Below are 25,178 nucleotides of genomic sequence, written 5' to 3'. Positions count from 1 at the left end.
CGGCAGGCGCGCGCCGCCAGCGCCCGGGCGCCCGCGCGGCCCGCGCCGGCATCGGCCGCGCCCGGCACATGCCGCGCATGTGCCGACGGCTGCCGCGGAACCGGCAGCCCCAGGCGGGCGTCGCCCGCCCAGACGTCGCCGACGAGCCGCGACAACGTTGCCTCCAGGCTCCCGCCAGGCAGCCGCCCGCCGGGCCAGCGCGCCGCGACCTGCAGCGCGTGGCCGAGCGGGAGCGGCACCGGCCACGCGACCAGCCGCACCGCCTCGCCGCCCGCGGCGTTCCCGGACCGGCCGGCGAGCGTCCATCCAGCCCCCTCCCTGACCAGCTCCGACTTCATCCTCTCCCCATCCTTCAATCCGTCTCCGAACCGGTCGCTCGGCGTCCCGCCCGCTCTTTGCTTCTCTATGCCGCTGCGCATCGCCGCCCGTTCCGAGCCGCTCATCTCACGGTTAGCCGCTCCTGCCCCACGATGCCCCTCAGGCGCCCAACCCGCTCCTTGCATACCCATCCCTTCCTCGGCCGGCCACCCTGCTCCATTCGCGCCCCGCTCATCCTCCCAGCGCCTCGCCGCCCGCTCCGCTTCTGCCCGATAGCCGGCATCGAGCCAATACGCTGCATCCACCTCGGGCGCGATCGACCAGCCCGCCCAGGAACCGGCGGGCGTCGCCGCTGCATATACCGTTACATTCATCGTCATGATCCTCCTCCATCGGCCGTCTTCCCGCAAACGCCAAAAAAGCACACTCCGGCTGCCTTCCGGCAGTCCAACGGGTGTGCTTCACGCGTTACGGTATTCAGTTGTGTCGATTATACCTCGCCCTCCTCCGGCGCGCAACGGTTCGAGCTCCGTCCCGGCATATCGCCCGTCCCTCGGCTGCTCCCGCCTCAGAACGGCAGCTTCGACAAATCCGCCGGATCGCGCAAATCGATGAGCACCGCATGATCCTTCTCGGAGACGATACCTTCCGCCTGCAGCATCCACAGCAGATGTGTCGGCTCGAACGGCTTGCCCGCCTTGGCCGCCGGCTCCCCGGCGCCGCCGGACCCCGATCCTCGCCGCCATCTCGGACGAAACCGTTTCCATTTTCCGGAGCGTCCAAATACGGTTGACGCTTCTTTCCCCAATGCCGGCGTATCGGCAGCCGCGCCTTCCGCCGCTTTCGCCGCGCTCGCCTCCAAGCCCGCGTCGCCCGCGAGCAGTCCGCTTCCGCCATGCACCTGCACGTTCATGCCCTGCTTCGCGAACGCCCGCGCGATCTGTATCGTATCGTCCTGCGACCCGTTATCCACGACGGTGACCTTCACGTCGGTCCCCGTCAGGTGCGAGAATCGGCGAAGCGAACGCATGTACCATTCCATCCGCGGCTCTTCGTTGCCGGCGATAAGCACGTAATGCTTCACGCTGCGCTCGCGGCCCAGGCGAAAGGCCGAGCACGCGTAGACGACGATCGCCGCCAGCACGTAGCAGCCCACGATCCATAACAGCACCGATATCAAAGGCGTCCACCTCCTTTTTACGACATCATATGCCGCGCCGCGCCCAGAGGTTACGAATGGCCCCTCGGGCGAATCGGCTTAAAACCGCGGGAGGCGCCGCCATACCGTCGTTCCGCCCGTTCCTTTTCCTACGCCGTCCGCTGCTGCCCTCTTCCGGTCATCGTTTGTACCCCCGGCACCGGCCCTTCCCCCGTATGAAAAAAAGGCCCCCGCCGAAGCGGAAGCCTTCCTCGCGTATGTATGCCTGACTTAAAGCGTGACCCAGCCGAACTTGATGGAATTGATAACCGCCTGCGTGCGGTCGTCGACTTCCATTTTCTGCAGGATGCTGCTGACGTGGTTTTTAACGGTTTTCTCGCTGATGAACAGGAATTCACCGATCATCTTGTTGCTCTTGCCTTCCGCCATCAGACGAAGCACTTCGGCCTCGCGGCGCGTAAGCGGATTGTCCTCGCTCGGGATGAACTTGACGCCGGTTTCGCGCGCTGCCGCCGCGCCCGAGGTCGAACCGATCTCGTCGAGGTACGTCATGCGGCGAAGCTGGTTGATCAGCTTGCCCGTTACTTTCGGATGGATGTACGCATAGCCGTTTACGACGGATCGAATCGCATTCGCCAACGCTTCGGCCTCCATGTCCTTCAAGAGATAGCCGCTTGCTCCCTTGCGAAGCGTCTCGAAGACATAGCTCTCGTCATCATGAATCGACAGAATAATCACTTTCACATCCGGGAAAATATCCCGCAGCCGTTCCGTCGCCACCACGCCGTTCTCGATCGGCATGTTGATGTCCATCAGGACGACTTCCGGTTTGGTCTGGTTGCAGAATTCCAGCACCTGGATGCCGTCGTTGCATTCGCCGATGACTTCCAGGTCGTCTTCCATATTCAGAATCCGCTTAAGCCCTTCGCGGAACAGCTGATGGTCGTCCGCGATCAGGACCTTGATTTTGCGCTTGCCGCTCGAAGCTTTGAATTCCATTCGTTAGTTACTCCTTTCTTGATTCCGCATTGATGGGGATATGAATCGTGATTTTGGTACCTTCGTTGATGGCGGATTCGATCTCCATCCTCCCTTCGAGCAATTCAACCCGCTCTCGCATGCCGATCAACCCGAAATGCGCGCTGTTCTTCGCCTTGGATTCGATCCGGCCCGGATGAAACCCGACGCCGTTGTCCTTGACGACAATTTTCACCATTTGCGCCTGATAGGTCATTTCCAGCGTCACATAGGTCGGGTTCGCGTGTTTGAACGCATTGCTGAACGCTTCCTGAACCATGCGGTAGATAGCGGCCTCCATGGCCGACGGGAGACGCAGCTCCTTGCCGAACGTTTCGAACCGCGTTCGAATCTTGTTTTTTTCCTCGTAATCTTGAATATATTTGCGAAGCGTTGGCACCAGACCGAGATCGTCCAGCGCCATCGGCCGCAGGTTGAAGATGATTTTGCGAATTTCTTCGATGCCTGAACGCACTTGGCTCTTCAAATCTATTAATTCGTCCTGTACGATTTGAAATTCCTGCTTCATCAGCATGCGTTCGGCAATTTCCGTCCTAAGCACTATATTCGCAAGGGACTGGGCAGGACCGTCGTGAATCTCCCGCGCGATCCGTTTGCGCTCTTCTTCCTGGGCCAAAATAATCTTGAGCCCGATTTGCTGTCGGTTCTTAGCGGATTCCAGAATGCGCGTCACCTGGTTCAAATCTCCCGCCAAGTACTCCAGCACCACGTTGATTTTGGACGCGATGGATTCCGCCCGCTCGATGGACTTCTCCACGTTGCGGACCCGCTTCTGCAATTCATCGCGCCGGGCCTTCAGATACGCTTCCTTCTCGCGGAACATCATCAGCTCCAGCTGGAGCTGCGTCGCTTTTTCGTACGCCGTTTTGATGTCCTCTTCTGTATATCGGACGAAGTCCCGGCTAACTTCAGTCAGCCGGATCCTCGCCCTGCGGTAGTCGAGCTCGAGCTTGTCGACTTTGTCGATGATGTCCCCGGTTTCGGCCAGTACCTGGTTCAGTTCCTGGCTGAGGGAATACATCTCCTTGCGCGCCGACTCGCAAATCTCGAAAATTTGATACTTGCTGTCCTCCATGACCAGGACGGCATTTTTGATGACGCGATCAAGATCGTCTACGCGAAAATCCATCCGATAGCGGCCCACTTTCTGCTTAATCTGCTAAATCTATCATATCATAGATTCAGAGACAGGCATCCCTATCATTCGACGGTAATCGTGCCCATTTTTCCATCCCAATTTACAACTAGGCCCAATTGCTCGGAGACGAGCCGGATCGGGACCAGCGTACGACCGCTGCGGGTCATCGGTGCGACTTCGGACTGCTTGCGCTCCCCGTTCAGCACATACTCCTTGCTGCCGACCCACATGTCCATCAGCTGGCTGCCGCGCAGCACGGAGACGCGCTTCAACGCGGCGTCCCAATCGACTTGGGCGCCCATCGCCTCGGTCACGAAGCGAAGCGGCAGGTACGTCGTGCCGTTCAGCAGCAGCGGCGCCACGTCGAGCTTATAGGCTTTGCCCGCGACCGTCGCGTTCTTGGAGCCGATCTTCAGGGCGATCTTCGCGCGCGGCGGCTCCGGCGCCAGCGCCGGGTATTGGAACGCGATGTTGTCGAATCCGATCGCGCCCGTCAAGGCGCGCTCGTCCTGGCCGTCCTCCAATGATGCGACGTACAGCCGCTTCAGCGTCACTGGCCCCGGCATGCCTTCACCCGCCAGGTTGACCTTGATCGTCTTCCAGCCGGTCCAGTCCACTTGCTTGGCCAGCGTGATCAGGTGAGCCGCTCCCTTGCCGTCGATGAATTCGGCGCGTACCCAGTTCAGGCTGCCGTCGCCCATGACGTCGATGCTCATGCCGGACGGGCTGCCATCCACTTTCCGGCCCGTGCCGTTCAGGACGGCATACGCGGCCTTTGTCCCGCTTCCGTTCGTAAAATCGTACTGAAGCTGCACGACGCTCGTACTATTGGTGCCGGGCAGTCCCGACACGACCGAGGCCGTTCCCCCTACACCATTCGTACCTTGGAACGAAATTGGATAGGTCTGGCTCTCAAAATCGTCAAACTTTTTATCCGCGCCCGTCGCGAGCACGGCCATTGTCGAAAATCCGTCGTAGCGGGCGATGACGTAACCGGCTTTCGCGGACGGACTCACCTCGCCGATTGTCAGCGTGCCGTCCTTCACGGTGCCCGTAAAGCCTCTCAGCTCCCACTTCACCGAGGATGCCGGAACGGACAGCTTGCGGCCGTCCTTCAGCGTCGCGCTGACCGGCAGCGACATGGACTTGCCCGCCTCCAGCACGAGCGAGCCCGCGCCGATCGTCATCGAGGCGATGTCGCTCCCGCTCACGATCTCGATCGGAAGCTTGTCGCTGATCGCGCCGGACTTGACCGTGATCGTCGTGGAGCCCGCCTTCGCCGCCGTGAACGTATTGCCCGAGAAGCTGCCGAGCGCGGAGCCGGCCTGCCAGGTCGGCTGCAGCGTGCCGGGATCGATCGGGTTGTAGTAGTTGTCGTATGCCTTCATCGTATAGGACGCTTGCTGGCCGACGAACAGCACGCTGCTGCCGCTGGCTTTGATGCCCATCAGCGAGCCGGCCGGCGCCGTCGAGAAGACGCCGAGCCCGTTCGCGACTTGCCGCTGCGTCGCGCCGTATTCCGTCGGGAACGCCAGCAGCGGCGCCGTCTCCCCGAGCGGGCGCGCGATCATCGTCGTGGAGCCGCCGCCGTCCAGATTCATCCCTTTCCAGACGCCCGCCTGCACCATGATCTGCTGCAGCTCCGCCAGCTTCACGCCGAGGCTGCTGTCGCTCGCTTCCACGGTGACGATGAACGCCTTCTTGCCGTCCTTCGAATACCCGAGCGCCGTGCGCGCGCGGTCGCTGTTCGGGCTGATGCTGCTCGTGCTGCGGGAGAAGGCCGCCGCCGCGCCGTTGTTGACCAGAATCGTATGGCCGCCGATCAGCATCTGCAGCTGGTTCGGATCGATCTTCTGGCCGGTCGACTGCGCGATCAGGTTATAGTTGACCGCGACCTGCGCCCCTACTTGCAGATGCGCGCGCGCATACTCGGCCGCCTTGCCGTGCGTGCGCAGAATGATGCCGTCCGCCGGAATGGCGCCCTTAATCATCGCGTTGTCGGCGAACTGCGTGACCACGCCGTTTTGCACGAGCACCTCCGTCGGCGTCGTGGAGCTGTCGCTCACGTCCGGCCTCGACTGCGTCCAGGCGCCTGTGTAGATATACATCGCGTTGGCGTGGCTGAAGCCGTTGCCGGGCTCCGTCTTGTACGCCGCCTTGTTGATGCCGGACAGCGGGAAGGCCGACCCGTCGGCCGCCGTCACCGCCCCTTCAAACCCATATGTATCGATCGTCGGCCTATGATCGTTCGTCAGCGCGAACGCGTACATGCCCGTCAGCTGCGAAGGGCTCGTCACGAGCTGCCCGCCCGTCACCTCCGCGCCGATCGGATTGCCTTTGCCGTTCGCCGTATTGAAATAATCCCCGTTCACGCCCGCGACCGCCCCGGTCTGGCTGACCATGCTGCTCACGGAGCCCACGCTCGTCACCGAACCCGCCTTGCCGTTCATGACGTCGAGCTTCACGTATGGATTCGTCAGATCCACCTCGATGACGTGTACGTACGACGGTTTCGCCCCTGCCTTGCTTACCCATGTATAATCGACGCGTTTCGCGCCGGACGTGATCATTTCCGCGTTCGTCTGCACCAGCTGCTTGACCGCCGCCAGCACCGCGTTCGCTCCTGTTCCGCTCTCTGCGGCCGCCGCGAAGGCGGGTACCGCGATCGTCAGCGGCTGCGCGAGCAGCGTCGCCCCCAATGTCCATATCAGCAATCGTCTGCCGGCTTTGCCCGGCGTCCGGTTCGGTTTCTGTTCGTCTCGCATGTCCCCTGCAACTCTCCCATCTCAAAGTCTAGTAATGTAGACTATGAAACTGCTGGAAAAGTTACGACTGATAGAATAGTCCTATCAGCAGGATTCGACCGACAAAAAAAAGCTATCCGAGCCGATTCGACCGGATAGCTGAAAATGTGCTAGATATCGAGAAAATCCACGTTGGCCAGCAGCCGCTTCACCATAACCGCCGCTTCGGCGCGCGTCGCCTTGTTCTTGCCGCCGAAGGACGTCGCCGTCTGCCCGGCGATGATGCCCGCTTGGACCGCCTTGGCGACGTCCGCCTGCGCCCAGGTGCCGATCTTGCCGCGGTCGGCGAACTTCTTCAAGGTATCCGCCGCGGTGCCCTTGAGCGCGTATCGGACGCCCGCCGCCGCCGCCGCGCGCACCATCATCGTCGCCATCTCTTCCCGGGAGATCGGATTGTTCGGCTTGAAGCTGCCGTCCGTCATCCCCTGCACGATGCCGGACGTCGCCGCCGCGCCGATGTACGCCGCGAGCGCCGTCGACGTGTTGACATCCTTGAACCTCGCCGCCGCCGACCGGTCGCCGCTGAGCCCGAGCCCTTTCGCGATGAACATCGCGAATTCGCCGCGCGTGATCGCTTTGTTCGGGGCGAAAGCCGTCAGCGCGCTGCCTTCGACGATATACTTGTTCGCCAGCAGCTGAATGTCGTTGCGGGCCCAATGCTTCGTCAGGTCGGTGAATTTGGCCGCGCCTTTCACGACGGCGTAGACGCTGTTGCCCTTCCGCTTAAACGTAACGACGGATTGACCGTTCGCCTGCGTCACCTGCGTCGGCACGTAGGACAGCTTGTTCGTCTGCGGATCCAGCCAGACGACCGCGACCTGTCTGCCGTCGAGGTTCGCCGAGGTCTTGATCGTGCGCGTGACGTAACCGCTCAGGTTGTCGACGGGCTTCGTCTGGCCGTTGTTCGTAACCGCCAGCTGGAAGCTGACCGGATTCACGTACGACAGGGCGCCCGCGCTGCTTAGCTGCGCGTTCAGCGCCGAGGCGAGCGTACCGGCGTTGGTGTCGATGGAGACGACGAGCTGGCCGACCGCCCCGGCCGCGTTCATCATCTGCGCCAGCTGGGCGAAATTAAGCGCGCTGAGCGGAATGTCGTACGTGACTGACTTGTAGGCTACGCCGATCGACGCGTTAGAGGCCTGCTTCTTGGCGTCCTCGAGCGCGCCGAGCGGCAGCGCGACGATCGCGGCGTTCTCCGTGCTCGGCACGGTGAAGACCACGCGCGGCACGGTGCCGCTGACGGAGCGGACCGCGTTGTACGCGGCCGTGAGCTTCTCGGCCGTCAGAGCGTATTGGTTCGCGGGAATTCCGGCCGGGGACACCGTCGACGTCTTGATCGCCGCGGATGATTTGATCCCCAAGCCGCCGCCTTCGGCCGCCTCGTAGTCGCCCGACGTGTTATCCGCCCAGGTCGTTTGGTTCGCCGCGACGACCTCCGTGAACGAAGCCGGCAGAACGCCTGTGACGGAGCGGGGTCCGAGACCCGCGTTGCTGTAGCTGACCTTCACCGTATCGCCGATCGCGACCGGCGTGTACAAGGACAGCACCACGCTCGACCCGCTGAGCGAAGCGTTCGATATCGGACGCGATACGTTGTTGACCTTGACCGCGAACTGCGACGCCGCCGGCGGATAGCCCGCGCTCAGCGCCGCCGAGAAACCGACGGTGACCGTACCGCCCTTCGCGATGATGCCGTTCAAGACCAGCGACGACGTCCCGCCGTTGTTGGCCGGCATGCTGCTGAACGTCGAAGCCGCGTTGCCGTACAGATCCGTGATCGCCGGCGTGCCGCCGACGTACGTGACCACGACGGAATCGCCCGTCGAGATCGCCGCCTGCAGCGACAGCAGCACCTGCGAACCGCTGACGCTGACGGAGTAGACGGACCGGGATGCCCCATTCACCGTCACGTAGAACGACGCCGCCGGCGGCACCAGCGCCGCATTCAACGCCTCGTTATAGGCCAGGGTGACGAGCGTTCCGGCTGCCGTCACGTATTGCAGCGCCGGTGCCGTCCGGTCCGTACCGTTCTGCACGTAGAAATTGCTGAAGTTGGGGGCCGCGTTGCCCGCCAAGTCGCGCAGGGGATAAGACTGCGCGTAATACGATACCGATACGGTCTGCCCCGGCGTCGGCGCCGTTCCGCTAAAGCCCAGGAACACGACGCTGCCCGAGCTCGAATAGGACGTGACCGAACGGTAACTGTTATCGACGTACACCGAGAACTGCGAATATGCGGACGAGTTGACCTGCGCGATCTCTTCGCTGAACGTCAGCACGATCGTGGTGCCGTTCAGCGAGCCGCTGACTTGAACAGGCGCCGTCGTGTCCGGCACGTTCGTGACGTTGATGCCCGAGAAGCTCGCCGCCGCCGTGCCGTCGAGATCTCGGATTGGATTCGCGCCTGCCGAGTAGGACACCTTGACGACCTGCCCGTAGGACACCGCGCTCTGCAGCGTCAGCGTCACGATGCGGCCGCTGATGGCGACGTCCGTGACCGAGCGCGCCGCGCCGGCGACCGTCACGTAGAAGTTCGCGGGCGCCGGCCTGGCGCTATCCCGCGTATCCAGGTTCTCGCTAAACGTAATCGCGATTTTGTTCGTGCCGACGAGCGCCGCGCCGGTCACCGTCGGAGGCCCGGACGACGAAGCGGACGTCCGGAACGCCCATCCGTACTGGTTCAGAATGCCGTCATAAGGGTTGCCGGCCAGATCGGTGACCGCCCCCGGCGCAATCTCCACGTAATATTCCGTATTGGCGGCCATCGTGCCGTTGACGGTAATATTCAGCTTCCGGTTGTTCGCCGGATCAATGGCATACGTGGTCGTCAGCGGCGAATTGCCCGTACCGCTCACCCGTTTGACCGTGATCGCCGCTCCGCTCGTGCCCGGCATGATCGGCTCGCTGAACGTCGCTTCGAGCTGCGTGCCTTGAAGCGGTACGTTCTGCGCCGCGTTCGCCGGGACCTGGAGCACGAGCATAGGCTTGTCGTTGTCCTGCGTCACCGTGAACGACCATGCGCCCGAGCCGGACAATCCGGCGAAATAATTCCCTTTGGCGTCGGAGAACGCTTGCCCGCTGATCTCTACGTAATACCGCCCGTTGTCCGCGTACGTTTTGCTCGTGTCGGTGACGGTGATCTTCGTCGTGCCGCCGCCCGTGACCATCGAGGACGTCACGGGAATGCTCGCGAACGCGTTGCCCGCGGGCAGCGAGCGAATGACGATATTGCCCGTTCCCGGATAGACCGGTTCGGAGAAGTTCATTTCCAGGCTGATCGTTTTGGTCGCCTGCGTGCCGAGCGGCTTCCGGTCCGCCAGCAACGCCGGCGGCGTCGTATCGTTGCCGGGATCCGTCACGAAGCTCCACGCCCGCGCATCGGATAGGCCTTGGTACAGCTTCGACCAATCGCCGGCATCCTTGAAGGCGCCCGCGTCGATCAGGACGTAGAACCCGGTATTCGGGGCCAGGTCGGAAGGCGGATCGATGACCACGTCCGTCCCTCCCGTCGAGGCGTTCCGCACGTAAGAGACGCTGCCCGAGTTGACGCTGATGGTTTGCACCGTCGTATTGTCGGCGACTTTATTGATCGTGATCATCCCCGTATTGGCTGCCACCGCGACGGGGAAACTCAGAATAAGGTTCGTCGACACGCTGACCGAATACGCGTTGTCCGCCGGCTTCAAGGTCGGCGTGCCGAGCGGCGGCGCCGTCGTCGTAAATCGCCATCTCGACCCGTCGATGCCGCCGAACGGATTGCCGGCCGCATCCTGAAACGCGCCGCTTGGCACGCGGACCTCATACGTGCTGTTGCCGTTCAGCACATTGGGCAGCGTGACGGTAATCGTCGGCGTCGAGCTGCCGCTTACGCCGATCGAATTCACGCTGATGGCTTGGCTATCCCACGATTGGGAGACGTTCTGTACCGTAATCGAGCCGCTCGCCGCGAAGACCGGCTCATTGAAGCTTAGCCTCAGCGTCGTGCTGACGCCCGCCTTTCCGCCGTTCGCGGGCGAGAACGGATTAGCCGCGTCCAAGGCGGGCGGCGTCGTGTCGGCCGCGGCAACCGTCGTGAAGCTCCAGCCGACCGCGCTCGTCAAGCCGGCGAAATTGGCGTTGTTGCTCTCGTTCGCGAACGCACCCGCGTCGATCGTGACGTAATAGCTCGTATTGAGCGCGAAGTTCGAGCTCGGCGAGATCGTGACGACGTTCCGGTTAACCCCCGTCCCGATCGAGACCCGGCTGTCGGTCGCCACGAGGTAGGATTCAAATAGCGCGTTGTCCAGCTGCTTGCGGATCTGGATCGTCGAGCTGCCCGTCCCCTTGCGGACGTTCTCGTCGAACGTCAGCGTCAAATTCGTGTTCGTCGGCACGTTCGCCGTGCTCGGCAGCGGCGCGATGTTGGCGATGACCGGTCCGTTCGCCGCCGCCTCCGCCCGCTTCGGGCCGGCGGCGAGACCGCCGCTAACAACCTGCAGCACCAACAGGGCCGCAACAAGAAAGGATACCGCTCTGCGCATTGAAACCATATTTCCCACTCCCCAACTAAAGACACTCGTATAATAGTTGTCGGCCGGGAGCGGGGCGAAATGAAGACGTTTGCCGAAAAAGGCGCTTTTGCCATCCAGGCTGTGCGTGCCGCGGGAAAATTAAAAAGCCGCTCCCGGTTAAGGAGCGGCTTCACTCGCGCGAGACCGAATTAACGAATCGCCAGCGCGTCGGCTTTCAATTGCTCGGCTTTATCCACGCGCTCCCATGGAGCGTCGATGTCCGTGCGGCCGAAGTGGCCGTACGCAGCCGTCTTGCTGTAGATCGGGCGGCGCAGATCCAGCATTTTGATGATGCCGGCAGGGCGCAGGTCGAAATTCTTCTGGATGACTTCCACGAGCACGTCTTCGGCGACTTTGCCCGTACCGTACGTATCCACGTTGATCGATACCGGGTTAGCTACGCCGATCGCGTAGGCCAGTTGAATTTCGCACTTCTCGGCCAGGCCGGCTGCGACGATGTTCTTCGCAACGTAGCGAGCCGCATACGCCGCGGAACGGTCGACTTTTGTCGGATCCTTGCCGGAGAATGCACCGCCGCCGTGGCGAGCATAGCCGCCGTACGTGTCGACGATGATTTTGCGGCCTGTCAGGCCGGCATCGCCTTGCGGTCCGCCGATAACGAAACGGCCCGTCGGGTTGATGAAGTATTTCGTTTCGGCATCCAGCCATTCAGCCGGTACGACCGGCGCGATGACATGCTTGCGGATGTCCGCTTGGATTTGCTCGAGCGTGATCTCTTCCGCGTGCTGCGTGGAGACGACGATGGCGTCGACGCGCTTCGGTTTGCCGTCCACGTATTCAATCGTGACTTGCGTTTTGCCGTCCGGACGCAGGTATTCCAGCGTGCCGTCCTTACGCACTTCGGACAGACGGCGCGAGATGCGGTGCGCCAGCGCGATCGGCAGCGGCATGAGCTCCGGCGTCTCGTTCGACGCGAAGCCGAACATTAAGCCTTGGTCGCCTGCGCCGATATCTTCGTTCTCTTGGCGAACGTCGACGCCGTCGCGGGATTCCAGCGCGGCGTTAACGCCTTGCGCGATGTCCGCGGACTGCTCGTTGAGCGACGTCAGTACGGCGCATGTGCTGTAGTCGAAACCGTACTTCGCGCGCGTATAGCCGATATCCTTGATCGTGCGGCGCACGATCGCCGGAATATCGACGTAATCCGCGCGGCTGCTGATTTCGCCGATGACTAATACCAACCCTGTAGCGACGGATACTTCGCACGCGACGCGCGCATAAGGGTCCACTTCGAGAAAAGCATCCAGCACCGCGTCAGAGATCTGGTCGCAGATTTTATCGGGATGTCCTTCCGTCACGGACTCGGACGTGAACAAATGGCGTCCTTTGAGAGACATGAACCTCAACCTCCTGTACTTCGTTGTTCTAAGTAAAGATGAATAACCAACCATGATTGCTGGGACTCTATAAGACATCGTCGTCCCATTCCGGGATCTAACGCTGAACGTTTCGATTCCAAAAAATGAACCTTTTCCGATGCGGAAAAGGTCTCATGAGAACTCTCTAAAACAGTATGATACCGAAGATGTCGCTTTGTGTCAATAACCGACAGCCGTTTGAAGAACTGGTATTTTACAGTCCTTTTAAGACCTGCTCGGCCTGTTGGACAAGCCTTTTCGTGATGTTGCCGCCGATATAACCGGCATCGCGCGTCGCGATTTGCGACCAGTTCACGTGAGCGCCGCCGGCACTAGGCGCACCGCCTAATTCGGAAGCGAACTCCGTATCCGCGCCGCCTGCGCCGCCCGTCATCAGACCCAGCTCGGCCGCCAACTCGTACTTCATTTGATCCAACGCTTGCGCACATTCAGGAACCAGTTTGCGATTGCTTCTCGACATTCGTAAGCACCTCCTAATGGGATGCTTCTAGTGTGCGCGGTTGTCCGCATTCCGAAGCGGATCACTTGTTGTCAGTACGGGTAAAAATAGTTACTTCGGCACCGCCTGCGTCGTATACGAACCGCGAACCATGACGGTCAGGCCCGTCTTCTGTCCCGATGCCGGCGTGACCCCGCGGCCGCCGCGCGGGAATAAGATGAGGTGATTATTCGGAACCGGCTTGCCGTTCGTAATGTCCGTGCCGTCCGTCAGGTCCGAAATACCGTTGCTGTCCGTGCTGTAGGCCGCCGCTTTGCCCGCCCGCACGATAAACTCCGCGCCGTCCTTCGCAATCAAAATTTTGCCGACCGGCACCGTCACGACCTCGACCTGCTGAAATCCGCCGCCTTGCCCGGCACCTGTCTGGCCTCCGCTTCCTCCGCCTTGCTTGGCGAGTTCCGCCTTCACCAGATCGGCGACTTGCTTATCGATATAGCTCTTCGTGACGATCGGGTCGTTCACGGAGCCCGGAACGACCGAAGCGCTGTCACCCTCCGCTAGCGTCGGGAGCTTCAACCCCATCCATAATGCCGCCCCGACGACCGCCACGGATAACGCCAGTTTCTTGCCCGTAAATCTCACGATTTCGTCCTCCTTGCCCATCTTTCGCGTTTTCGTTCCTGAGGTTAACAATACTAGACTTATATCGGCGCGTCGACTTGATTTCATGACGAAGAGCCGGTTTTTGTACCGGCTCTTCTATCCATTGGTTTCATGCATCGCGATCGTTCTTCTACGGTGTCGTCGTAAACCAGTTCATTTCTTTGCTGGCCAGCAGCAGCTTGCTATTTTGGAAGACGTCGTAGACGTTGACTTTGTACGTATCGTAACGCAAGATTTTGGACTGAATTTCTGTATCGCTGAATGAGATCGTCAACGGATTGTTTTCCGATACCGCCAACGCTTGCTCATTTTCTCCGGCCGTCTCCAATCCAAATTGCTGCGAGTACGTGACATGGTTATTATCTTGGTTCACGAATTCGATCAATAGCTTATGATCACCGGATATCACTTCGTAATCGTTGTTCTTTGCCAAGTTGTAATCCAAGGTCATTTTCAGACCGTTCACATCGTATAGGCCGGCGACGCTTAAGAATGCGTTGATGTAATGCAAGCCTAACGTGTACCCCGCAAATTGAATATCTCCAAGGTCTGTTTTGGTCACAGGACCAGAAGCACTCAACGGATACGAGACCATATTAACGAGCACTGGATTGGTGGTCCCGCCGTCGGTACCCGTGTCTGCGCCGCTACCTCCCGTACCGCCAGTAGTACCCCCGCTGCCGGAACTTTGTGTCCCGCCTCCCGTTTCCGTCGAGAGCGTTTGACCCAAAATCAACTTATAAGAGGTTGTGTCGAAGCTCTTCGGAATCGAGGCAAATGCACTCAGCAAGGCTTTCCCGTTCGGAGAAAGCTTATCTTTTACCGTCGCGAATTGAACCGGTACGACGATCCCCTTCTGATCCACGATATAGCCGCCCAACGGGGCGATCGCTGCCGAACGCAGCTCATTGTTCACCGCTTCAAATTCAGCATAGAAGTTGTTTTTTGTCGCACCGTTAAAGATCGCTGTACGCAGAACGTTGACAGTAGACCGTTTGCCAATACTGTTAATCGCATACGTATCCTCAGGCCTTTTTGACGGAATCACACTCAGCTGCTGCGCGCTGAATTGATAGAGCTGCTTGCCCGGTTTGTCCTGAACAGGCTCTGTGCTGACGAATGCTATTTTATCGATAGACGTCGTATACGGAATTTCGGAATATACGACGAACTCGGTCGTTACCCCTGGACCGATCGTGATTGAGTTATCCATAGCAACGGCTTTTTGTTCCGTCCCGATCCTGACGCCATTGACCATAAAGTAACCGCCCAGGCTCGGAATTTGTACCGTCGCCGTACTCCGATTCGTAACGGACAGCGTTGCGACCAGGATGTCGTGATCGCTCGATGGAGCACGCTGGACCGTATTGAGTTTAACGGAGAAATCTTTGTAAGTGAACGATCCGCCAAGCGATCCTTGCTGCGTCGCTGTCTGAAGGGCATACGTTCCGATGATATAAGGCTTCTCTTTATCCGTCGCTTGCGATTTGACAACCAGCTTGGCGTTGGTCAAGTTGACATTCGTCGGAATTTGCCCGGCCAACGAAATCGTTTTTTCAATTTTAGGCAAGAGGACGGCGTTTTCTTCTTTTTCATACGTGAGCGGATAACTCGTGCCCGATGCCGTGACGATGAAATAGTCCAGTGCCGGACTCGCAATCGAAGCCGTGCCGATATTCGTCATTCGGAATTCAAGCGAGATGTCTTTGCTGCTCGTGCCTTGAGAGAGAAAAGCTTGACCTGCGTTCGTATTGGTCGGAGAACCAGACATATACACCAAGCGCGTCTTGCCTACCGGAGCCGCGGCCAACGGCTTTGTCGCAGGTAAAGCAAACACGCCTACCGGCAGTTGGACTTTGCTAGCTTCATCGTTTTGTGCGACGACGAGCGATAAAGCCTTGCCGGCTACGGCAAGCGGAATAGTCGCATGCAGCGTAACGATTTTCCGTTCCTTCGGCTGAATCGTCGTCGTTTGATCCAACCCGGCGGCCGTGACGTTATAAACCGAGAGACTATCGGTTTGAACGAAGAAATTCATTTTAGTTAAGTCGCTGGATTGGAAGCCGACGTTCTCCACGAGCAGATTGACAACCAAGTAGGCATTCGTGGCGTCCGTTGTTATGTAAGATTGCTTGATCGCGCTCCGAATTTTATTGTGATCATACAGCATCGTCGCATCTTTAAATGCAGCGACTTTATCGGTCCCTTTCGCCGGGTATTGAATCGTTCCTAGCATCCGCTCGTAATTGGCCACCGAGAAATCCCACTTCAGAACCTGGAAGGAGAGGTCCGTCAGTTTGGTTTGGCTATCAACAACGGTATAGTAGGTCAAATATTGCGTGGTTTTCGCCGGAATGTCCTTAATGTCTTTATCGGCGTCAATTGGAGTCGTTTTAAACGTTTTACCGGACTTCGTTTTCACGCGAAGCCAATAATCAATGAGGTTTAACGAGGAATTGCCATTATTCGTGAAGCTCACCGAATAAACGAGCACCTTCCCTTGCCCCTGCATGAGGAAATGCACATCTCGTATGTTCAAGTACGCCGATGAACTCAGCTTGACGATCTTGCTGGAAATCGAACTCGTACTGGTGCTGGCTGCTGCGGCAACCGGCGTTACCGTTAAGTCCGCATTTTGAAACAATAAAACCGAACTAGCTAAAGCGGCGACGCCAACCTTTACCCATTTGTGAGCCACGTTCATCCCTCCTGGAATCTATACACTATTAGACGCGTCATAGATGGGTTTTGTTTCATATCTCGACGCCCCTGATTTGATAACTTTGTTTAATTATAGCGTAGAGAAATGAAGAAGGTATGAATAAGTTGCAAACAAAATGCAAAAAAACAGGCGAGGTTTCCCTCGCCTGTTCTCTTTGCGGCTATTAGTTAGCTGCTTCGACTACAACTACTGCAGTGTCTTGCGTGTTGTTAGAAGCGACGTAAGTAATCGTCGTGCTGCCAACTTTCAGACCTTTCAGGTTGTTGTCAACAATCGTTTTGTCGTTAACGAGGATCGAACCAACCGGATTCGCAATTACTTTACCGTATTGGTCTTTCACCGTTACCTTAACGGTAGGAGTAGCGCCAACTTTCGTCGTGTACTCGTCTTTGTCGAACTCGACTGTTTTAACTACCGGTGCATCTTCGGAAACCGTTACTTCTTGGTCAGCAACTTTCGCGCCGTTGAAGTAAGCCGAAACCGTCGTTTTACCTGCTTTCAAGCCGTATACCGAAGTACCGGTTGTTTTCAGGACCGACTCGTCAAGCACGGTTACGAAGTCAGGTACGTCGGAAACCAGTGCTACCGTTACGCCGCTTGCTGTTTTACCAACAAGAGTAACTTCCGCAGCGTGAGTGGCTTTCGCGGAACCGTCGGATTTACCATAAAGCGTACCGATCGAGTCGATAGCGTAGGAAGTGATCGAGCTGGATGCTACAGCACTTACAGTGAACGTGTGGTTCGTGATGCCCGTGTTAGCATCAGAGGAAACCGTGATCGTTGCAGTACCTGCAGCTTTAGCAACCAGTTTGCCATTTTCGTAAGCGACAATGCCAGGAGCGCTGCTTGTTACGGCGAAGTGACCTGCAGCAACATTGGAGACACGACCGTAGTTGTCGATCAGCGTGATGTTGTCTTGGTCGAACTCGTTGCTTGCGCCGACTTCGTACGAAGTAGCTACGTCTTTGATGCCGTTAACGGCAGTATACTTAGCTTCGTCGCGTACTTCGATACCAACGCTGGAAGTTTGTTGAACGCCATCTACATAAACATAGATGTTCGTGGAGCCCGTTTGGTTGAACTTGAACTCCAGTTCGCCCTTAGCGTTCTTAACAGGCGTGATTTCAGTGCCGAAAGCATTGAACTTCACGTTTGCCAGCGAAAGATCCTTAGGCGCGATTGGGTTGCCGAAAGTATCGATAGCTGTGTAAGGAAGAACAACTTTTTCGCCTTTAACAATGACCGAGCCGGAGTTGCCGAGTTGGAAAGTTTTCACTTTCGCTACATCGTTAACTACCAGTGCCAGGTTAGCCGTAGCTTGAGTAGCCGGGTTAGTAACCGTGATATATACAGTACCCGCTTTAGACAGCGTGTTGAACGTGATTACGCCGTTCGTATCAACGGAGAAACCATTTACGATGGCGCTGTCGCTGATGAAGAATACCAGACCAGCGTAGGACAGGCTGTTTTGACCATTCGCAAGTGTTGCAGTACCTGCAGGCAGTTTAACCGTAGCGCCGTTTGCATCTACCAGCGTCATTGGAAGAACCAGACCCGTTTGGTTGATGGAAACGCGAGCGCTGCCGTTCAGCGGCTTAACTTCGTCGATTTTGATCGACGTTGCTGCGCTGCCGTTCGTTACTTTCAGCGTTTTGTTGATCGACAGACCTGCTGCTGGGTAAACGGCAGTTACCAGGATGTTGTCGTTCAGAGCAGCTTCGTCAGCTGCGCCTGCTTGCAGGTTCAGCGTGTTACCGTTGCCCAGTTGCTTGCCCTTCGTTACGTTGTAGGAAGAGATCGTTGGGCTTACGGACATTGCTTCACCAAACTGGTTGTAAACTTTTACGCCCAGATCTTGGTTAGCCGCCGGTTGAACCGTCGTTGCCGTGATGTCGATTTTCTTAGCTGCTTCAGCTTCGATCTTCAAGTTGATCGGATCGCTGCCTTTAACAGTCAACGTGAAGTCGCCAGTTGGCAGGTATGCAGCAGACAGTACAGCGGTCGTGTTGTCTTCCGAGTACGTTGCTGTTACAGGATAAGAAGTAGGACCGGACTTCAGTTCATACGTCAACGGAGCTTTATCTTCAGCACTTGCCGCATGGTTGAAAGTAACCGTGATTTTTTTGGAGCCGGATTGAACTGCCTTAACTGCTTTCAGTTCTTTTTCAACTGGTTTCGCCAGGTCGTAAGTAACTTCTACCAGCAATTCGCGAGTTGCGTTTGTTTGGTAGGAAGGAAGCTCAGGAAGGAGGCCGGCTTTAACAGCTGCAGCTACATAACCTTTTGCCCATGCGGACACTTTGCCGGATACGTCGCCTTCAACTGGCTCGAGGCCTGCAACGAGGTCAGCAACTTTCGCGATTTGCTCGATCGTTACTTGACCGGATGGACCGAACTTGTTAGCGCCCAGACCGTTCATCAGTTTAGCTTCCGTGGAAGCGCCGATGAATGGAGCAGCCCAGTGAGTAGCCGGAACGTCCGTGTAGATTTTTGCTGCTGCTGCGTTTTCCGTCAGCTTAGCGAGCTTCGTAAGTACTTTCGCGAACTCAGCGCGAGTCATTTGCTTGTCAAGACCTGCGGAACCATCTGGATAACCGTTGAAGATGCCGAGTTCTTTCAGAGCGTCGAACTTTTGTTGTGCAGTCAGGTCAGTCGTTGCTGGAGCCGTGTCAGCGAATGCAACGGACGCCGTCGTCAGCGTCATAGCTGCTGCTACTACGAGGGATAAACTTTTTTTCATAACCTTTTTTTCTCCTCCTCTAAATTGCTTCGGGTCTTGAGAGTTTTGTTTAGGATATTGTTTGCTCGAATGTCTCATTGTCCGATTCACCCCCTTTCACGAGTTGAGCATATTCATATAAATTATGTCTGCAAAAAGAACTCCTTGTAAGAACTTGTCGCAGAATCTTGTAAACAAAAGAAGACATGAAAAAAATGGTAGAGTCCAAACGCCACTTTAACATTATACAATGGGCACTTACTAGCGTAAAGAGCTAATTCACAAATCATTCCAAGCTCCATCAGAGGCCAGATAAGCTTCCTTACCGCCGTCTCCATGTATTTAAACGCACAGGTTTCTAAAAAGTTGCGATGCCGGAGAAAAATCTTTTAACTTCTTTTTTCGGCGCCGCTTTTCCAGAAATTTGTCGACAAATCGCATGAATCGGGAGGGCTCGTCTACCACGCCTACCAATTATAGACCGAATGACCTATAGACGTCGATAGATAACATTTCCCATGTATAGCGAACTCCACTAAACGTTAGAAATCGATGCAGGATCAAGAAGACTGCCCGGGGTTCTCCCAGGCAGTCCGATGTCATCCAATTCAGTTGAGTTTAGGGAGCCGCTTCAGGTCGGCCATCATTTTACCGATGATGATCGACGCGTCCGAGCGAAGCAGGCTGGAATTCGGCTCGAAGGTATAGCCTTTCTTCAAATCTTTCGGATCGATCGGCGAACCCTGGATGTACCCCTTCTTCGCGATGGCGAGTACGGACGCCTTGGCATAGTAGTTGATGTCGGCATAGTCTTTAAATAACTTCTGCAGCGCCGTGTCGATCTTCTTCGGATCGGTCTCCAGCTTCAGGTTGAGCGCGCGGGCCAAGAAGACGGCCGCATCGCCGCGGGAGAGATTCGCCGTCGGCTCGAATGCCCGCGGCTGGGTGCCGCGGATGATGCCTTCGCGGGCAGCCGTTTCGATGTAGCTGTAATCCCACAGCGCGTCTTGGTTAATGATCGGCGGCACGTCGTCGAAGTGCGGCTTGCTTAATTCGTAGTTAAGCGGAATATCGATCGCCTTGACGACCATCCGCGTAAACTCGCCGCGCGTCGTATACATGTCCGCACCGAAATCGTCGAAGTTGGCCGCGTTCATAATGCCCTTGGAGAAGATGGCCTCCATATAGTTGCGGGCATACGGGTGGTTCGTGACGTCCGAGAACGAATACGTCATCTTCGCGACGACATAGTAGCCGAACTGGTCGAACGGAACGGTAATCGTGTTCTTCTTGGTATCCACGGTTCCGCCGAGGTTGACCCAGAACTTGTTCTTCACGTCGTAGCGGAACACCGTCACGATCGTCCCCGCGGTGTTGCGGATGTTCGGATCGAACGACAGCGACAACGTGCCGCGCTTCGATGCGATGAGCTCGCGGTCGTCCGGCCGCTCGTCATAGGTCGGGATTCTCGTGCCGCCCGGACCGGTCGCGCCCGGATACTGGTATGGATCCACGCCCATCTTCAGCGGGTCGTACGTCGGCGTCGTCGTGTCGTCGGCCAATCCGGCGTCGATCCAATAGACCGGGCTGGACTTCGAGAAACGCGTCGGGAACGAGACTCTGAAGCGCGTACCGAAGTTCTGCATGATCAAATCGAAATCCGGCGGCGGGCTGTCGTATTCCCGCCGGTCGACGACGCCGTCTTCGGGATTCGCGATCGCGAACAGCAGCTTATGTCCCGTGAACACCTGGTTCTTCAAATCTGCCGGAACGTTGAAGTCTCTCCGGATCAGTGCGGCGCCTTTCGGGAACGTCAGCGTCACCGCGCCGTCGAAGATCTTGTTGGACGTCTTCATGTCATCCAGGAACTGCGCGCCCGGAATGTTCGTCGGCGTGTACGTGACTTCGAGATAATTGCTGACTTTGTCCGACGCGCTCTCGATGGTGAAGCTGATCTTGTTTACGCCGGGCTTCAGGCCATTGATGGTCGCCTTGAACGCATTCGGGTATTCGATGCCGTTGGCCGGATTGTTGTCGGCGTCGTACGCGAATTTCTCGGCAGCCTGCTTATTGATCGTGACTTTGTCGGCGCCTTTGGCGTTGATGATGACGTCGACGAAGTTCTTGTTCACGATGCCCTCCGCCGGCAGGTACGGACGAAGAATCTTGTACGGCAGCACGGTCGGATCGACTTCCAGGCGATAGGTCGCCTTCGGGCCGGTCTCGCCGCTGTTGTACACGTTAAACAGATAGACGCTGGAGCTGCCGTCGGCGTTCAGTTCTTGCTTCTTGAGCAGGAATTGGAAGGCCTGCGTGGCGAGATCGTAGCGAACGACGAGGTTGCCGTTAATGCTGGCATTGGCCGGATACATCCCGATCGGCGTATCGCCGTCGACGATTTGGAACGGATCCGTCAGCTTCCACGTCAGCGGAGCCGCCAGCGTTGCGCCCGTGATTTTGAGAATATAATCGCTCGCGGGTACATGGCCGCTGTTATCCGCGGTCAGCAAGAATGTCATTTTATCGCGCACCGCTTGCTCTGACTTGCCCAAGTCGATAAAGTCGAACGTGCCGAAAATGTTCATGAACGGCTCCGTCGTCGTATAGAGCGCGCCGTTCTTCGCGAAGTTCGGATCGTTCAGGATCGGCTTCGGATCGCTGATCGTATCGGTGAACGTGAACGGGTAGACACCCGAATTGTTCGCCGGAATGATCGGCAGGTTGGTCGGCACCTTATTGACCTTGACGACTTTTTCGTAGTAGCTCTTCGAGCTTTGGAACACGAATTTGATTTCGTTCTCCCCGTTGAACAACGCGTTCAGGGCTTTGACGTAGACATCCGGATCCGCCGAATCGTCCAATTCGAACTGCGTGTTGTCCGTCCCTGCTCCGGCCGGCCTCAACGGAAACGGCACGTTATTGATATAGAAGTACACCGTTCGCGGTTTGTTGTTCCCCGTATCGTAATTAATCTCTGCCGTGTTGTTAATATTCTGCAAGACGCCTTTGAAATCGCCCAGCTTATTATGAATCAGATCCATTACGCGGTCTGCGTTCGTCGAATCGTCCAAGATCGTCATACCGTCGAAGATGGTGTTGTAGCTGACGTACGGGCCATAGAGCATCGTGAACTTCGCGGTGCCCGTATTTCCCGTGCCGACTTGGACCGTAATGGTCTGCGTGCCTTCGTAAGGCATCTTGTAGAATTCCAAGATGACGCGCGTAAACACTTGCGGCACGCCGTTAACGGTCCGCGTCACCGTGGAAATGTCGCGTTGGGCGTATTGGCCGGACGGAAGCGTTTCGCCTGCCGAAGGCAGCCCGACTTTCGTCGGCTTCGTCGTATGACCGAAATTGTCCGCGATGCTCGTAATGGTTACATCATCGGAACCTGCCGGGTTGCCGACCAGTACTTCGATGCCAACCGGCAGCCCGTAAATGTTTTTGCCGTCGAGCGGCACGCCTTCAATGCCTTGGTAGTTGTTCGGCTTGTACCCCGGCAAATAGTTGATTTGGCCGATGTACGGCTTATCCTTGTCGTGCAGCGTGAAATAGAGCGCATCTGTCCCCTGCTCGGTCGGCGTGAGATTCAAATGGGCGTTTTCTTCGTTGCGCGCCGTCAGTTTCAAGTTGTACAGCACGTCCAGCGACTTAGCCGAGATCGCGCCGAGATCGATCTCGTATTGGAAGATGAAAAACTTGTCCGTCGCCGACGGCGTACCGACGATCGTCACATTGCTAATCGCGGACGTAAGGTCGGCATAGGAGGCATCCGTTGCTTTCTTAATCGCCGCTTTCAAGGAAGCCAGCGACCTGGTCGGATCCGGGTGAGGCAGCGTCGCCTTGGTCGGCGGCGTCGTCGATGGATCGGTAATTTCCTCGTACACGCTGTTCGGCACGATGACTTTACCCGTGACCTTCAGCGTGTTGCTCGTGGTCACCACGAAGTTCGGACTGTATTCCAGCGCCGCCGACTGCACGGTCGTGCCGCCGTTCATTTCGTTGAGGTTCACATCGTAAAACGTGACGCTTCCGTTATAGAACGCGATGTCGCGCGTCGTCTCGATGACTTGCGTACCGTTCTTGACGCGAATCGTCACGAGGTTCTTGCCCTTCTGCAGCGTGATCGGCGCCGCGGCGAACGAGTTTTCGTTGCTGCTGTTGACGGAGTACGTCTTGCTCGCGCCGTTGACGATAATCGTCACCTGCTGCGCGTTCGGCGCCTTGCCCGTAATGCTGATATCGGCCGTATCCCGGCCGCGCGACGTATTGGATTGCACCACGGTCGTGCTGCCGTTATCGCCGATCGGGAAGCTGTTGCCATCCAGATTCGCCGTCAAATCATACAGCATCGGTCCGTTGCGGTACTCTACGTAGATCGAGTTGGTCACCTCTCCGCCGCCTTGCGTGCCTTTGAACGTGATTTTGTTCAAGCCGGGAAAGAGCTGAATATTGAAAATCTGCACGTTGAACCCGTTCACCGACACGTTGCTGGTGAGGTTCTCCCGCGTGCTTCCCACTTTATCCGGATTGGCGGGGTCGATGATCTGGTACACGCTGTACGAGATCGAGGTCGGGTCGACGTTGTTGATCGTACCGGTCAAGGTAATCCGTTCGTCCGTCGTAACGCGGGGCGAGCCAATCTGGTCGCTCTCGGTCGGGAACGTGAAATTGCCTGTCGCGGCGTTGGCGGTTTCGAGCTTGCTGGCCGGCACCAACTGGATGACCAGCGCCACCAAGACGAGCCATATGCCTAATTTCCTAATCACGGTAAGCCTCCTCACTGATTCCACAATCAGAGTTTGATGTATCTCTGTTATCGGCTTCCTACACCCGAAACTTTAGTCGCACGCCGAAAACCCGGGCGCCCTCGCGGCTGAAATACGCAAAAAAGCCCCTTTCCCCGAGGGGAAAGGAGCTTCGATCATGCCGGAATGTGATGTTATTTTGAACGTGATTGTTCCGTCCGCAGCAGCCGTCGCTGCAGGAAGTTGATCAGCGGCCGCCGCGACTTGTCGACGATGCCGATCAGCTCCGCGCCGATCTGGAGGAAGAACACCAGGACCAGGATAACGCCGAACGTAATCCAATTCGCCGCGTCCGACTCGACGAGCGTCGATTGCAGAACCGCGCACAACCCGAAGAACGCCGCAATTGCGTAAATGATCAGCACCGTCCGGCGGTGGCTGAACCCGAGCTCGCGCAGGCAGTGGTGCAGATGGCCTTTGTCCGGCGCGAAAATCGGTTTCTTATTGACCCAGCGGCGCACGATCGCAAAGAACGTATCCGAGAGCGGAACGCCGATGATGAGCAGCGGCGTCACAAACGAAACCATCGTGACCTGCTTGAAGCCGAGCATCGAGAGCGTCGCAAGGCCGAAGCCCAAGAATAGCGACCCGGTATCGCCCATGAAGATCTTGGCCGGGTGGAAGTTGTAGACCAGGAAGCCGATGACGCCGCCGAGCAGCAGCGCGCTCAGCAGAATGACCGGCGCGAAGCCCATGACCGCGGCCATGACCAGGATCGTGCCGATTGCAATACCGGACACGCCGGCCGCAAGCCCGTCCAAGCCGTCGATCAGGTTAATCGCGTTCGTGACGCCGACGATCCAAATGATCGTAAGCGGGATGCTGATCCACGACGCGACCGGCTGCATCGCTTCGCCGAACGGAATGTTCAGCAGGTCGATTTTGACGCCGAAGCCGAAGACGACGACGCACGCGGCGATGATTTGGCCAAGCAGCTTGACCTTCGCCGACAGTTCGAACCGGTCGTCCAGGGCGCCGATCAAGACGATGATGGAGCCGCCCGCGAGCAGCGCGTTGACTAAGTTCTTATCGTAGCTGCGGAAGAGACCTTCCGGAATAAACGGTTGGATGGCGAAGTATGCACCGATAAATGCGGCATATATACCTAAACCGCCCATACGCGGCATAATTTTCGTATGCACTTTTCGGTGATTCGGCTTGTCGATCGCCCCGACTTTGAAAGCCAGCTTGATGACGAGCGGGGTGAGCGCCAGCGCAAGACATAATGAAATTATGAATGCGACGGTGTAGAGAACGACGTGACTCATTTCCATCTCCCTTTCATAGCTATCGCCGGAATGAATTATACGCGTTTTGAAAAAGAAACTCCACTCTCATTTTCAAGCAATTTACACGAAATAAGCAACGATTTCGCGTGCTTGGGCATGGTTTTGCGACATTTTCTCTCTCATACAACGCT

Annotated in this window: 13 protein-coding genes; all 13 read right to left on the bottom strand. The window is 57.4% G+C overall.

Features of this window, described 5'->3' with window-relative positions; translation table 11 throughout:
* Positions 1 to 692, bottom strand: a 692-nt coding sequence (locus tag ACFPB1_RS22310; RefSeq protein WP_379228331.1) for a hypothetical protein, incomplete at its 3' end; no start/stop codon positions are given.
* A gap of 194 nt (positions 693 to 886) precedes the next feature.
* The gene (locus ACFPB1_RS22305) at positions 887 to 1,489 is read right to left on the bottom strand and encodes a glycosyltransferase family A protein (RefSeq protein WP_379228332.1); all 603 of its coding nucleotides are present in this window, start codon (positions 1,487 to 1,489) and stop codon (positions 887 to 889) included.
* A gap of 258 nt (positions 1,490 to 1,747) precedes the next feature.
* Complete coding sequence (locus ACFPB1_RS22300; protein WP_379228330.1) at positions 1,748 to 2,476, bottom strand: response regulator; 729 nt, start codon at positions 2,474 to 2,476, stop codon at positions 1,748 to 1,750.
* 7 nt (positions 2,477 to 2,483) lie between these two features.
* Positions 2,484 to 3,644: a sensor histidine kinase gene (locus ACFPB1_RS22295; protein ID WP_379228328.1), complete on the bottom strand. Its 1,161-nt coding sequence runs from the start codon at positions 3,642 to 3,644 to the stop codon at positions 2,484 to 2,486.
* A 71-nt stretch (positions 3,645 to 3,715) separates the two neighbouring features.
* On the bottom strand, positions 3,716 to 6,418 hold the full coding sequence (locus ACFPB1_RS22290; RefSeq protein WP_379228327.1) for a stalk domain-containing protein: 2,703 nt from the start codon (positions 6,416 to 6,418) through the stop codon (positions 3,716 to 3,718).
* 149 nt (positions 6,419 to 6,567) lie between these two features.
* The gene (locus ACFPB1_RS22285) at positions 6,568 to 10,977 is read right to left on the bottom strand and encodes an Ig-like domain-containing protein (RefSeq protein WP_379228326.1); all 4,410 of its coding nucleotides are present in this window, start codon (positions 10,975 to 10,977) and stop codon (positions 6,568 to 6,570) included.
* Between the two features lie 179 nt (positions 10,978 to 11,156).
* On the bottom strand, positions 11,157 to 12,365 hold the full coding sequence (gene metK, locus ACFPB1_RS22280) for a methionine adenosyltransferase (RefSeq protein ID WP_379228325.1): 1,209 nt from the start codon (positions 12,363 to 12,365) through the stop codon (positions 11,157 to 11,159).
* Between the two features lie 235 nt (positions 12,366 to 12,600).
* A complete protein-coding gene (locus tag ACFPB1_RS22275) occupies positions 12,601 to 12,867 on the bottom strand; it encodes a small, acid-soluble spore protein, alpha/beta type (protein WP_379228324.1) in 267 nt (88 codons plus the stop codon).
* 90 nt (positions 12,868 to 12,957) lie between these two features.
* Positions 12,958 to 13,488: a hypothetical protein gene (locus ACFPB1_RS22270; RefSeq protein WP_379228323.1), complete on the bottom strand. Its 531-nt coding sequence runs from the start codon at positions 13,486 to 13,488 to the stop codon at positions 12,958 to 12,960.
* Between the two features lie 151 nt (positions 13,489 to 13,639).
* Positions 13,640 to 16,207, bottom strand: a complete 2,568-nt coding sequence (locus ACFPB1_RS22265) for a hypothetical protein (RefSeq protein WP_379228322.1) — start codon at positions 16,205 to 16,207, stop codon at positions 13,640 to 13,642.
* A gap of 187 nt (positions 16,208 to 16,394) precedes the next feature.
* A complete protein-coding gene (locus tag ACFPB1_RS22260; RefSeq protein ID WP_379228321.1) occupies positions 16,395 to 18,971 on the bottom strand; it encodes an S-layer homology domain-containing protein in 2,577 nt (858 codons plus the stop codon).
* 587 nt (positions 18,972 to 19,558) lie between these two features.
* Positions 19,559 to 23,719 (bottom strand): S-layer homology domain-containing protein, encoded by a 4,161-nt coding sequence (locus ACFPB1_RS22255; protein WP_379228320.1) that lies wholly within the window; start codon positions 23,717 to 23,719, stop codon positions 19,559 to 19,561.
* A gap of 173 nt (positions 23,720 to 23,892) precedes the next feature.
* Positions 23,893 to 25,026, bottom strand: a complete 1,134-nt coding sequence (locus ACFPB1_RS22250; RefSeq protein WP_379228318.1) for a glycosyltransferase family 4 protein — start codon at positions 25,024 to 25,026, stop codon at positions 23,893 to 23,895.
* Positions 25,027 to 25,178: the final 152 nt, after the last annotated feature.

It is taken from the genome of Paenibacillus sp. GCM10023250, from assembly GCF_042653205.1.
In the GTDB taxonomy this organism is placed as follows: domain Bacteria; phylum Bacillota; class Bacilli; order Paenibacillales; family Paenibacillaceae; genus Paenibacillus_Z.
Note: the sequence above shows the minus strand (reverse complement) of the source record. Positions and strands in the feature narration are given on the sequence as shown.

What these genes read in the sequence shown, in the direction of transcription:
- ACFPB1_RS22290 (WP_379228327.1), bottom strand. Translation starts at nt 6,418, where the DNA reads ATGCGAGACGAACAGAAACCGAACCGGACGCCGGGCAAAGCCGGCAGA.
- ACFPB1_RS22295 (WP_379228328.1), bottom strand. Translation starts at nt 3,644, where the DNA reads ATGGATTTTCGCGTAGACGATCTTGATCGCGTCATCAAAAATGCCGTC.
- metK (WP_379228325.1), bottom strand. Translation starts at nt 12,365, where the DNA reads ATGTCTCTCAAAGGACGCCATTTGTTCACGTCCGAGTCCGTGACGGAA.
- ACFPB1_RS22250 (WP_379228318.1), bottom strand. Translation starts at nt 25,026, where the DNA reads ATGAGTCACGTCGTTCTCTACACCGTCGCATTCATAATTTCATTATGT.
- ACFPB1_RS22260 (WP_379228321.1), bottom strand. Translation starts at nt 18,971, where the DNA reads ATGAAAAAAAGTTTATCCCTCGTAGTAGCAGCAGCTATGACGCTGACG.
- ACFPB1_RS22285 (WP_379228326.1), bottom strand. Translation starts at nt 10,977, where the DNA reads ATGCGCAGAGCGGTATCCTTTCTTGTTGCGGCCCTGTTGGTGCTGCAG.
- ACFPB1_RS22275 (WP_379228324.1), bottom strand. Translation starts at nt 12,867, where the DNA reads ATGTCGAGAAGCAATCGCAAACTGGTTCCTGAATGTGCGCAAGCGTTG.
- ACFPB1_RS22300 (WP_379228330.1), bottom strand. Translation starts at nt 2,476, where the DNA reads ATGGAATTCAAAGCTTCGAGCGGCAAGCGCAAAATCAAGGTCCTGATC.